General features: G+C 63.5%; 9 protein-coding genes. 5 read left to right on the top strand and 4 right to left on the bottom strand.

The genetic code is table 11. The features are described 5' to 3' along the window. Positions 1-40: 40 nt before the first annotated feature. From ACZ1I5_RS06005 to ACZ1I5_RS05990, 4 genes are all read right to left on the bottom strand, one after another. Positions 41-877 carry an alpha/beta hydrolase gene (locus tag ACZ1I5_RS06005; RefSeq protein WP_465172802.1) on the bottom strand — a complete coding sequence of 279 codons (837 nt, stop codon included), beginning with the start codon at positions 875-877 and terminating at the stop codon, positions 41-43. A 50-nt stretch (positions 878-927) separates the two neighbouring features. Then, positions 928-2,283 (bottom strand): MFS transporter, encoded by a 1,356-nt coding sequence (locus ACZ1I5_RS06000; protein ID WP_465172801.1) that lies wholly within the window; start codon positions 2,281-2,283, stop codon positions 928-930. Between the two features lie 71 nt (positions 2,284-2,354). After that, positions 2,355-4,406 carry a TonB-dependent receptor gene (locus ACZ1I5_RS05995; RefSeq protein ID WP_465172800.1) on the bottom strand — a complete coding sequence of 684 codons (2,052 nt, stop codon included), beginning with the start codon at positions 4,404-4,406 and terminating at the stop codon, positions 2,355-2,357. Between the two features lie 244 nt (positions 4,407-4,650). After that, positions 4,651-5,586 (bottom strand): GlxA family transcriptional regulator, encoded by a 936-nt coding sequence (locus ACZ1I5_RS05990; RefSeq protein WP_465173903.1) that lies wholly within the window; start codon positions 5,584-5,586, stop codon positions 4,651-4,653. A 121-nt stretch (positions 5,587-5,707) separates the two neighbouring features. Here ACZ1I5_RS05990 and ACZ1I5_RS05985 point away from each other — a divergent pair, with 121 nt between their 5' ends. Genes ACZ1I5_RS05985 through ACZ1I5_RS05965 form a run of 5 tightly spaced genes read left to right on the top strand, consistent with a single transcriptional unit; the run spans position 5,708 to position 11,938 of the window. Further along, a complete protein-coding gene (locus tag ACZ1I5_RS05985) occupies positions 5,708-6,961 on the top strand; it encodes a sarcosine oxidase subunit beta family protein (protein WP_465173902.1) in 1,254 nt (417 codons plus the stop codon). A gap of 13 nt (positions 6,962-6,974) precedes the next feature. After that, complete coding sequence (locus tag ACZ1I5_RS05980; protein ID WP_465172799.1) at positions 6,975-7,232, top strand: sarcosine oxidase subunit delta; 258 nt, start codon at positions 6,975-6,977, stop codon at positions 7,230-7,232. Next, on the top strand, positions 7,220-10,183 hold the full coding sequence (locus ACZ1I5_RS05975; RefSeq protein ID WP_465172798.1) for a sarcosine oxidase subunit alpha family protein: 2,964 nt from the start codon (positions 7,220-7,222) through the stop codon (positions 10,181-10,183). Before ACZ1I5_RS05980 ends, ACZ1I5_RS05975 begins: the two co-directional genes overlap by 13 nt. A gap of 34 nt (positions 10,184-10,217) precedes the next feature. Then, positions 10,218-10,685, top strand: a complete 468-nt coding sequence (locus ACZ1I5_RS05970; protein ID WP_465172797.1) for a sarcosine oxidase subunit gamma — start codon at positions 10,218-10,220, stop codon at positions 10,683-10,685. A gap of 11 nt (positions 10,686-10,696) precedes the next feature. Next, a complete protein-coding gene (locus ACZ1I5_RS05965) occupies positions 10,697-11,938 on the top strand; it encodes a metal-dependent hydrolase family protein (protein WP_465172796.1) in 1,242 nt (413 codons plus the stop codon). Positions 11,939-11,980 lie beyond the last annotated feature (42 nt).

The following is an 11,980-nucleotide window of genomic DNA, read 5'->3' as shown; positions in this document are numbered from 1 at the left end:
GGACGCGCCTCGGCGGGTGGGTAAACAAGTGTCTCCAAGGTCACTTCGCGGGATTCAGCGTATCCGCCCACACGGCGCGGACGCCTTCGGCGATGATGTCGGCGATCACGGAACTATGGTCCTTGCCGGGAAAGATCCGCGTCGTGACCTTGAGCGACGGATACTGACGCAGCAGCAGCGTCTCGGCCATCAGGACCGGCGCGCTGACGATCCCCCAGGCGGCGAGGCTGAGCTTCCCGATCTCCAGTTCCCCTGCGCCGAAAAAAACGTCTGCCTTCAGGTCCTCGTTGGCGGCGGCATAGTCGGTCTCGAGCCGGAAAGCCGCCCGGTCCGCAGCGTTGCTGGACGGACTGCCAATGATGTAGCGGCGAAACGCGCCGGGCCGCGCGAACAGGGCATAGCTGGCGAACATACCCCCGCCGGAATGGCCCAACAGGCCGTGATCGTCGCTCATGCGGTATGTCTGCGACAAGGAAGGCCTGACCTCGTCGACGAGGAAGGCCAGGAAATCGTCGGCCTGTTGCGCCCCACCTTCGGGCACGCCAAGCTTACGGAAATAGTCGCCACCCGGCCCATCGAACAGGATGGACTTTCCGGGAGGCGCAAAGTCGATCGAGCGCCGGCGGCCGAACTCGCTCGCGCCTGCGTCGCTGGTGCAGCCGACCCCGACAATGATCATCTCGGGGGCCAACCCACCGACCACGAGGGTGTTGAGCAAGCCTACCGCCAGATGGAGCAGGAACGGCCCGTCGGTCAGCCAGAGCACGGGATAGCTTTTTTCAGGCATGACACCATAGCTGGTGGGCAACGCGACCTGGACCTCATAGTCCCAATCGAACGCAGCCGTGCGCATCGCCACCGCGGGTTCGATCGACATGGTGCATCGGGCGCCGGGCCGTTGCCAATCGGGTACGGACACTTCCATGACTATGCCTCCGTTCGAGCGGCCGGTGCTGAAACGTCGAGCGGGTGATTCATTCCCGTGCTCTCACGAGCGGTACTCTCGAAGGGCTTCTCGACAAGCCGCATTAGCACGATGCAGGCAATCCACGCCGGCACGGTTATGCAGAGGCCACCCCAGAACAGGCTCCTTGGTCCAGCGTTGATGACGTCTCCCAAGAACGCGGATCCCGCGATGCCCAGCCCGACCGCTGGCCCGTTCGTCATTGCGCGAAGCGCCATGATCCGCGCCCTAACTTCGGGCGGCGCCAAATCCTGCAACAGGGTAACGCTCGAGGCCCCGGCGATCGTCGAAACGACGACCTGAATGCCGACGCACGCAAAGACTTGCCAAGGCGACGTCGCAAAGGGAACCAGGCTGATCAAGGGAAGCGAAACGAGCAGCGACACCCAGATGGCCCGTGGGGCCGCACGATAGCCAAGTCGCCGCTGCAGCAGACGCAACACGAAGTTGCCGGCGACGACCCCAATGATGCTCGCCACTGCGATGACCGAACCCAGCACCATGCCGATATGAGCGGGACCGAGTCCGAAGATTCGCGTGAGCGATACCGGTGTCCATGCCAGAATGCTCGTCACCCCGAGCGCGAAGAAGGTCATTCCGGCGAAGACGAAGCCAACCGATTTCATGTTGGCCTTCAGAAAAGGCAGGATGGGCGCCGCGACCAGCCTTGTGCGCGCGCTGACACCCTGCACCGGCCCAATCGGCAACAGGAACACCATCGCCACGAAGACCGGGAAAGGCGCCGCGGCCACCAGGAAGGCCAGGCGCCAGTCTTCTAGCCCGCCCAATGGCGCGGGGAGAGGCTTCAGCGCCTCAAGCAGCGCAAGCATTGCGCCGATCAGGATGAGGCCGCCCGCCATGCTCAGCGACACGGCGATATAGTAGATCATCGTCGCGGTTATTCGCGCCTTGCCGCGAAACAATTCCGGCAACATCGACATGAAGATCGGCGCAATGCCAGCCTCGGACACCGCCACCGCCGCGGAGGCGACGAACAAGCCCAAAAATCCTCCGGCGAGGCCGCAGGCGGCCGTTCCAAGGGCCCAACTGAGGATACAGGCCGCGAGTATCCAGCGCCGGTCATACCGGTCGGCCAACCAGGCGATGGGATAGGCGGCGATGACGGTAAACGCCGCGAAGCCAAGGCCCTGGATGAGACCGAGCTGCGTATTGCTGAGGCGCAGCGTGCCGCTCATCTCGGCGGCGACCAGTCCGAATACCTGACGGTCCACGATCGCATACAGCATCGTTGCAACCATGACCGCGAGGGCCAGCCATGCGCGAATATCCGATACTTGCCGAAGGGATGATCGTTGCATTGGCCAGTCCTTACTTCATCAGCAGTCGGTGGTGCGCAATCGCGCGAGCGCGCGCCACCGCTCGCTCCCTATCAGAACCCGGCCTTGAACCGCGCGCCGATGATCTGCGGCGCCGGCTCGATATCCTGGCGGATCGCGCCGACCGGACCCGGGATGATCGGGGTTTTCACGTCCAGCAGATTGCTGGCGAACACCGAGACCTCGAACTTCCCGAAATCCACCCCGAGTTGCGCATTGAGCAGGTCGCGCGAGCCGATCGCCACGTTTAATGCCGAACTGCGATTGATCAACGCGGAGCGTCCCGCATGCTGATAGTCCAGGCGGGCGAAACCCTGCGCGTCTCCGATCACCGGACGGCGATAGTCGATCGATCCCGACCAGCTCTCCCGCACCGCATAATCGACGGGGTCGCCGGGCCGATGCTCAGCGGTCGTGCCCTTATATTCAAGGTTGTTCCAACCATAGGTTGCGCTGAGCGTCAGCCCGGTCGCAGGACGCGCGCTCATCGAGATATCCGCACCCCAACCGTTCACGTCGCCGCCGTTCGTGATGTAACCGAAGGCAGCGCCGGTGGGGACGAACGAGCTCTGAACGTCCGTCCAGTCGGTATAGTAGACCGCCCCTTCCAGCGTCAGGCGACCGTCCAGCAATTGATGCTTGGTGCCGAACTCATAGGTCCACAGCTTGTCGGGATCATAGCTGGGCGGCCCGCCCGTGACCGACAGGTTGAAGCCGCCACTGCGGAAGCCCTTGGCGCCGCTGAGATAGACCATCGATGTGGGCGAGAGATGGTAGCTGATGTTCAGGCGCGGGTTTAAGCTGGAAAAGTCGCCGCTATTGAAGAGCTTCGTATTGGCACCGAAGCTGCGGTTTACGGTATCGAGCGTCCGCGTCTCATGGAAATAGCGAAGGCCGCCGGTGATCGTCAGCGTATCGGTTGCGTTGAAGGTCAATTCGCCGAACGTTGCCCAGGCCTTGGATTTGAAGATCGCGGTGATCGAGGTAATGTCGAGGGGTAGCGTGCCAGGCGTCGTGACGGTTCGCGACGTTCCCGTTCGGTCGAGTTGCCGGCCGTAGACCCCGACCGTCCAGTCGAACCTGCCGCCCGGCGCGGACGTCAGCCGAAGCTCGTCGCTCACCACGTCGATATTCGAGATCGATCCCAGACCGATGCCGGTAACATTGCAGGTGGCACACAAAATCGGCACGAACGGCACATAGGTGAAAGACTGATCCGTCACCGCATTGTTCTGGGCGTTCTGATACCCGAAGCTGTTGGTAAGAGAAGCCACTCCGAGATCCCAGTGGATCACGGCATTCACGAGATCGTAGTTCGGATTGTTCCGTTCCGCGACACGGGAGGAGGTTTTCCTGGCTTTACCGAAATTCTGGTAATCCTGCGTCTGGTCCTGATGGAGCGCCAGGATCGACAGCTCCAGATTGTCGGCGAATTTGGCCAGGAGCTTGCCACGCAGGGTGAAGATCGTGGCGTCGTTCACGTCCTTCCTGCCGGTGAGCGTGCTGTCGATCCAGCCGCCGGTATGTTCATAGCCCGCGACGAGGCGCACACCGAGCTGGTCCTTGGCCAGCGGCAGGTTGAGGACGCCGTTGACCCGCCAGGCGGTGTTGCCATCCTTCACCGATCCAATCTGGCTTTCAACACTTCCGCCGATCTGGTTCAGGTCCGGATCCGCGGTCAGGTAGCGGATCGTTCCGCCCATCGAGCCTTCGCCATAGAGCGTGCCCTGCGGACCGCGCAGCACCTCGACCTGCTTCATGTCGATGAGGCGCAGGTCGAGCGCCTGCGTCTGATCGTCGATGCTGATCGGCATCTCGTCGATATATTGGCCGAACGTCGGCAACCCGTTGGAGTTGGCCACGCCGCGTATCTGGATGCGCTGCTGTCCGGGACCCTGCTCGACGATCGACAGACCGGGGATGGAATATTGAAGGTCCTGCAAGCTGGCGGCCCCGCGCCGCGCGATTTCTTCGCCAGTAACGGCCGAGATCGCCAGCGGAACGTCGAGCAGGCGCTCTTCCCGCTTCTGCGCCGTCACGATGATATCATCCGCCTGGTCGACGCCTGGCGCTTCCTGCGCCTGCGCGCCAGCGGGAAGGAGCATTACTACCGCCGCTCCGAGGAGGAGCCGACTGCGCATCCGCGATAGATATTCGCAACCCCTTGTCATTTGCGTCCCTCCCAATATGAGCGCCGATGTCTGAGCGTATGATCCCCGATTACCGTGTCCGTGTTCGGTTGGTGCCGAGGCCGGTGGATCATGGATACATTCGCAAAGAGCGCCGGAGTGACTGCGGGCGACAGAAGTGCGCCCATAAGCGACATCGAGGGTTAGTCTATACTCGCCGCTAGCGCAGGGTGCGTATTTTGCCGGGCGATATCGCGAAACGCTTCCGGAAGCTGCGCGAGAAATGGCTGGTGCTGGTAAATCCGCAGGCAATGGCGATCATCACTCTCGACAAATCCGTCTCCCGCAGAAGCCGCATCGCCTTGTCGAGCCTGATCCGCAGATAATGCTCCCGGATGGAGGTGCGCATGTGGGTTTTGAACAACCTCTCGAGTTGACGCAGCGAAAGGCCCGCGACCGACGCCAGCGCATCGCGTTCAAGCGGCTCTTCGATATGGGCTTCCATCGCTTCGAGGGCAGTGACCAGTCCTGGATGCGACACCCGATAGCGCTGGCTGATGGCTGCCCTTTGCGCGCCCTCGGCAGGTCGTTTCTGAGTTCGAATGAACCAGTCGCTGACAAGCTGGGCCAGTTCCGGGCCGTGCGCGTCGGCAATCAATTCCGTGACAAGATCGAGGCCGGCGGTTCCGCCGGCACAGGTGATGCGGGTCCTGTCGATGACGAACAAACCACGCTCGAACGCGAGGTTCGGGAATTCTTCGACGAATGCCGGCTCATGTTCCCAATGGATCGTGCAGCGATGCCCGCCCAATATCCCCGCTCGAGCAAGCAGATAGCCCCCCCCAGAGACACCGCCGACGACGACTCCGCGCGCGGCGAGCCGGCGAAGAACGGCAAAGGTAGGGCGATGGTCGAACAACGCCGGATTGCCGCCGGCACAGACGAGCAGCATGTCGACATTCAGAGTGCCGTCGACGATCCCGTCGACCTGCATGGCGACGTCCGTCGAAGGCCGGACGGGCTGGCCGTCGATCGAATAATGCGACCACTCATATAGCGCGCGTCCCGACAGGCGATTTGCTGCGCGAAACGGCTCGATGAGCGACGCATAGGACATCAGCGCGAAGTCCTCGATCAAGAGAAACCCCACACGCATCGGACGATCTCGCTGACCCAAAGTGTCGCCGCTGGACCCGGCTTTGTCGCTGCTGTGCATCACCGGTTCGTCGATAAGATCAAAGATGGGTCAGAAGCAACCAGCGGGGATGAGGAGGGAAATGCGCTATTCTTGGTCGAGCCTGATAACGCAGTCCCTCGGCAGGCATCGTGGCTGGACCCGAGTCTGGGCCGACCGCCCCGTCCAATCCGAGTATGACATCGTCGTGGTGGGTGGCGGCGGGCACGGTCTCGCCACTGCTTATTATCTGGCGAAGAACCACGGCATCAAGCGTATCGCGGTGCTCGAAAAAGGCTGGATCGGCGGCGGCAATGTTGGCCGAAACACGACGATTATCCGGTCCAACTATCTGTTGGATGGCAATATCCCGTTTTACGAATGGTCGCTCCGGCTTTGGGAAAAGCTCGAGCAGGACCTTAACTATAACGTCATGGTAAGCCAGCGCGGCGTCCTGAACCTCTTCCATAATGACTCCCAGCGGGACGAGGCCGTCCGGCGCGGCAATGCGATGCGGTTGCACGGCGTGGATGCGGAATTGCTCGATCGCGATCGGGTCCGCCGAATGGCGCCGTTCCTGGATTTCGAAAATGCGCGTTTTCCCATCATGGGCGGCCTGTTGCAGCCTCGCGGCGGAACGGTCCGCCACGACGCGGTCGCCTGGGGCTATGCCAGGGCTGCTTCGGCGCTCGGAGTCGATATCATCCAGGAGTGCGAAGTGCTCGGGGTCGAACGCGACGCGTCGGGCGCGGCAGTTGCACTGGAAACGAGCCGCGGCCGGATCGGGGCCGGACGCATCGGCCTTGCCGTTGCCGGCAACAGCTCGAGGGTAGCCGCACTGGCCGGCCTGAAGCTCCCGATCGAAAGCCATGTGCTGCAGGCTTTCGTCTCCGAAGGCCTCAAACCCGTCATTCCGGGTGTCATCACCTATGGAGCTGGGCACTTCTATATCAGCCAGTCGGACAAGGGCGGGCTGGTATTCGGCGGCAATCTCGACGGCTATAACAGCTATGCCCAGCGCGGGCAGATGACCACCGTGGAAGATGTCTGCGAGAGCGGCATGGCGCTCATGCCGATGATCGGACGCGCACGCATTCTGCGCAGCTGGGGCGGAATCATGGACATGTCGATGGACGGTTCGCCGATCATCGATACGACGCCGGTGTCCAATCTCTTCCTGAATGCCGGCTGGTGCTATGGCGGGTTCAAGGCGACGCCCGCGAGCGGGTGGTGCTTCGCCCATCTTCTCGCGACCGGTTCGTCCCACGCGCTGGCGTCGGCCTATCGCCTCGACCGCTTCGCGACCGGCGCGCTCATCAACGAAAAGGGCGAAGGCGCCCAACCCAACCTTCACTGAGACGGGCGAAGATATGCGTATCGATTGTCCTTATTGCGGCCCGCGCGATTCCGGCGAGTTCGTCTATCGAGGGGATGCCAGGCCAAGCCGACCCCTCTCGTCGGATACCGAAGCGTTCGTGGATTATGTCTATCTGCGCGACAACGTCGCAGGGTCGATGGACGAGCATTGGTATCATCTCCACGGCTGCCGCCAGTGGCTGAGGGTGCGGCGCAATACGCTCTCGCACGAGATCGAATCGTCCGTTCTTGCACGGGAATGCGGCTGGTGAGCCGTCTTCCCAATGGCGGGCAGCTGGATCGGTCGCGTGCCCTGAACTTCACCTTTGACGGACGCGACCTTTCCGGTTTCGCGGGCGACACGCTGGCTTCGGCATTGGTGGCCAATGGCGTGAAACTGGTAGGCCGGTCTTTCAAATATCACCGGCCGAGAGGATTGCTGTCCGCCGGCTCGGAAGAGCCCAACGCGCTGGTGACCCTGCGTGAAGGGGCGTTCGCCGAGCCCAACACCCGGGCGACGCTGGTCGAATTGTTCGATGGCCTGCAGGCGAAAAGCCAGAACCGCTGGCCCAGCCTCCGCTTCGATATGCTGGCGCTCAACCAGGCGATCGCGCCGCTGCTGGTCGCCGGATTCTACTACAAGACCTTCATGTGGCCGGCCGCCTTCTGGGAGCGTGTCTACGAACCGTTGATCCGACGCGCGGCTGGCCTTGGGCAACTTTCCGCGCTTCCGGATCCCGATCATTATGATCGCGAGCATGGCTTTTGCGATCTGCTGGTTATTGGCGGCGGACCGGCAGGACTGGCCGCCGCGCTGGCCGCGGCGCGATCCGGCATACGCGTGATCCTCGCAAACGAGGACTTTCAGCTTGGCGGCCGCCTGCTGTCGGAGCAGCATCTGATCGCCGACATGCCAGGCAGCTTATGGGCTGGTGAGACTGCCCGTGAACTCGAAGCGATGCCGAACGTCCGGATCCTCAATCGCACCACGATAGTGGGCGCCTATGACGGCCGGGAATATATCGCGGTCGAACGGCTGGCCGATCACCGCGCGCGGCCGGAAGCCGGTCAGCCCCGGCAGCGACTGTGGAAGATCGTCACGCGCGAAGCGGTTCTCGCGTCGGGTGCCATCGAACGGCCGCTCGTCTTCGGGGGAAATGATCGGCCAGGCGTTATGCTGGCCTCCGCGGTATCGACCTATATCAACCGCTTCGCGGCGCTTCCGGGCAAGCGCGCGGTGGTTTTCACGACCGGGGACAGCGGCTGGCGCACGGCTGCCGACCTGATCGCCGCCGGCGCCGAGATCGCGGCGATCGCGGATGCCCGCGACGCGGTTCCGGCGGCAGCGCGCGCGCCGGTGTCCCGACAGGTTCCCACCTATCTCGGGGCACGCATCGGCGATGCCCATGGCGCACCGCTTCGTTCGGTCGATCTGTACGCCGGTAACACGCGGCATCGAATCCGCACCGATCTCCTGGCGATGGCGGGCGGCTGGAATCCGGCCATCGGGCTTGGTTCGAACCTGGGCTCGCGGCCGGTCTGGTCGGAAGCGCTGGACACGTTCGTGCTGGAAAAGGGGCCGCCGGGGCTCCGGGTAGCCGGCGCCGCGAACGGGCGATATTCGCTCGGCGAGGCCGTGCGCGACGGCTGGTCGAGCGGCATCGAAGCAGCCCGTGCGCTGGGCCGCACAATTCCCGCAATGCCCAATCTGGCGGCGAGCGACGATCCATGCTCCGCCCGGCCGCTATGGTACATCCCCGAGCGCCGCGGAAAGGCGTTCGTCGATTTTCAGAACGACGTGACCGACAAGGATCTCGACCTTGCCGTCCAGGAAGGCTTCACCTCCGTCGAGCATCTGAAGCGGTACACCACGCTTGGCATGGCCACCGATCAGGGAAAGACCAGCGGCGTCAACGGCCATGCGCTTCTCGCCCGGGCGACCGGCAGATCGCTGGCCGAGACCGGCACGATCTTGTCCCGCCCTCCGTGGCAGCCGGTCGCCATCGGTGTGCTCGCGGGCCATCACCGCGGTCGCGATTTCAGGCCGGAGCGCCTTACCCCCAGCCATCACTGGGCGACCGAACAAGGCGCCGTCTTCACGGATGCGGCTTTGTGGAAGCGCGCGCAGTGGTTTCCGAAGCCTGGTGACAAGAACTGGCGCGAGACGGTCGATCGCGAGGTACGGCTGACCAGGACCGGCGTTGGGGTTTGCGACGTCTCGACCCTTGGCAAGATCGACATCCACGGACCCGATGCAGGAACGCTTCTCGACCGGCTGTACACCGGCACCTTCTCGACCCTGGCCATCGGGCGCGCGCGTTACGGCCTGATGCTGCGCGAGGACGGGTTCGTCTTCGACGATGGTACGACGACCCGCTTTGCGACGGACCGCTATTATCTGACGACGACGACCGTGAATGCCGGCCGGGTCATGCAGCATATCGACTATGCGCGGCAGGTGCTGTGGCCGGAGCTCGACGTCCAGGTGATCTCGGTGACCGAGCAATGGGCGAGCTTCTCCATCGCCGGGCCCGCGTCACGCGCGCTGGTAGCGGATATGTTGCCCGGGTTCGACGTCTCCAACCAGTCATTCCCGCCGATGGCAGCCGCGGAACTCCTATGGGAAGGAATGGCGGCGCGACTGTTCCGGCTCTCTTTTTCCGGCGAGCTTGCCTACGAACTCTGCGTGCCGGCAAACGCGGGCGATGCCTTGATACGCCGGCTTTTCGAGTTGGGGGAGCGACATGGCATCACGCCCTACGGCACCGAGGCGCTCGGTGTGATGCGGATCGAGAAAGGACATGTGGCGGGCCCCGAGCTGAACGGGCAAACCACGGCCAAGGATCTGGGCGTGGCTCGGATGATGTCCACCAGGAAGGACTATATCGGCCGCCCCCTTTCGGGCCGCCCTGCCCTTGTGGACCCCGAACGCCCCGCGCTGGTCGGACTGATGCCTGTCGATCGAAGCCAGGCTTTCGTCAGTGGCGCGCGCCTGATCCCAGCCGGGCACCTCGCGACGGCTGCGAATGTCGAGGGGCATGTCACCTCAGTCGCCCATTCGCCGACGCTCGGCCACGGCATCGCCCTTGCGCTTCTCGCACGCGGACGGGACCGACATGGCGAACGGATCGTCGCGCACGATCCCTTGCGCAGCATGACCGTGGAAGCGGAGGTCTGCGATCCCGTGTTCTTCGATGCCGGGGGAGCGCGTGCCCGTGGGTGATGCCGTACGAATTACGGAGAAGCGGGACTTCTCCATGGCGGCGATCCTTGCGCGTCGTGGCGCAAGCGCGGCGATGATAAGCGACGTGCTGGCAGCCGATCTGCCGCTCGGCTCGAAGTGGATCGACTGCGGATCGCTGGTGATGATCGGCAGCGGGCCGGGAACCTGGCTGGCGCACCGGGAGCGCGATGGGGAAACTACTGGTTGGGTCGGTGACTTGCAGACGCGTCTCGCCGGCGTCGCCAGCGTATCCGATCAAAGCAGCGCCTATCGCATCTTCCGGATCGAGGGGCCCGGTGCGCGCACATTGTTGCAGCGCGGGGCGTCCGTCGATCTGGATGACTCGGCATTCCCGGCCGGCTCCGTCGCGTTCACCGCCATCGCGTATCTGGACGTCGTCATCCGGCGCCTCGACGAGGCGGATTGCTATGAACTGGCGGTCTTTCGCAGCTCCGCGGAGGGGTTTGTCCGTTGGCTCGAAGCTGCCGTCGACAGGCTCTGAAGGAAGCACTCGTGACGCAGATCGTCCTTGAGAACGCGCGGATTTTCGATGGCGCCTCGGCGGATTGTGCCGAGGGGATGTCCGTCGTGATCGAAAACGACATGATCCGCGAAATAACCGATCGTCCCGTCAAGTCTGAGGACGCGCATCGCATCGACATCGACGGCAAGACCCTGATGCCCGGGCTGATCGACCTGCATATCCATGCCTATTTTTCCGATCTCAACACGCAGGTGGTCGATCGGCGGGACGCGCCCTACCGCACCGCGCATGCTGCCAGGATGCTCGGCCATGCGCTCGACTGCGGCTTCACGACCGTGCGGGATATCGGCGGCGGAGATTACAGCCTCGCGTCCGCGATTGCCGACGGCCTGATCCGGAGCCCGAGATTCTTCTACGCTGGCAAGGTCCTGTCGATGACCGGCGGCCATGCCGACATGCGTTTGCCCGGCGAATCCCGGCACACGCATGGCTATTGCTCATGCGGATCGATGAACTTTGCCGGCGTGATCGTTGACGGCGTCGACGAGTGCCTGAAGGCGACGCGCGAGGAACTGCGCCGCGGCGCCCATTGCATCAAGATCATGGGATCGGGCGGCGTGATGTCCCCCACCGATCCGATCTGGATGAACCAGTTCTGCGAGGACGAAATCCGCACGATCGTCAGGGAATGCACGGAACGGCGCACCTATGTCGCCTCGCACTGCCACCCCGTCAGCGCGATCCGTCGTTCAATCGACTATGGCGTCCGCTGTATCGAGCATGCCACGCTGATCGACGCCGGAACCGCCGACTATGTCGCAACAAAGGGCGCCTATGTCGTGCCGACGATGGCGGTGATCTTCGCGACGATGGAGGTCGGCGCTCGCCTCGGCACGCCGCCGGAGAATCTGGAGAAGTTCAAGGTCGCGCATGAAATGGCCATCGCCGGGCTCGACCACATGCGCAACGCCGGCGTGAAAATGGGATACGGCACCGATCTGATGGGCCCCACCTACGACCAGCAGTGCCGCGAGTTCGAGTTGCGCGCCGAGGTGTTCACGCCGCTCGAAATGCTGCGCCAGGCTACGTCGGTGGGGGCGGAGATTCTCATGGAGGAAGGCAAACTCGGCTGTGTTCGACCCGGCGCGTACGCTGACCTGATCGTGGTCGACGGCGATCCATTGACCGACATAGGCCTCCTCACCGCCAATGGTCGCAACCTGGACCTGATCATGCGCAGCGGCGAGATCATCAAAAACAGGCTAGGCTAACGCACCAGCGGTACACCGGCGCCCAAGGAGCGGGATGCTCGG

This window comes from Sphingomonas sp. BL-S-30, assembly GCF_055521475.1.
Note: the sequence above shows the minus strand (reverse complement) of the source record. Positions and strands in the feature narration are given on the sequence as shown.

Excerpts from the sequence above, each read along its gene's own strand:
- ACZ1I5_RS05970 (WP_465172797.1), top strand. The coding sequence starts at position 10,218 with ATGGCGGCGATCCTTGCGCGTCGTGGCGCAAGCGCGGCGATGATAAGC.
- ACZ1I5_RS05985 (WP_465173902.1), top strand. The coding sequence starts at position 5,708 with ATGCGCTATTCTTGGTCGAGCCTGATAACGCAGTCCCTCGGCAGGCAT.
- ACZ1I5_RS06000 (WP_465172801.1), bottom strand. The coding sequence starts at position 2,283 with ATGCAACGATCATCCCTTCGGCAAGTATCGGATATTCGCGCATGGCTG.
- ACZ1I5_RS05990 (WP_465173903.1), bottom strand. The coding sequence starts at position 5,586 with ATGCGTGTGGGGTTTCTCTTGATCGAGGACTTCGCGCTGATGTCCTAT.
- ACZ1I5_RS05980 (WP_465172799.1), top strand. The coding sequence starts at position 6,975 with ATGCGTATCGATTGTCCTTATTGCGGCCCGCGCGATTCCGGCGAGTTC.
- ACZ1I5_RS06005 (WP_465172802.1), bottom strand. The coding sequence starts at position 877 with ATGTCGATCGAACCCGCGGTGGCGATGCGCACGGCTGCGTTCGATTGG.
- ACZ1I5_RS05975 (WP_465172798.1), top strand. The coding sequence starts at position 7,220 with ATGCGGCTGGTGAGCCGTCTTCCCAATGGCGGGCAGCTGGATCGGTCG.
- ACZ1I5_RS05995 (WP_465172800.1), bottom strand. The coding sequence starts at position 4,406 with ATGCTCCTTCCCGCTGGCGCGCAGGCGCAGGAAGCGCCAGGCGTCGAC.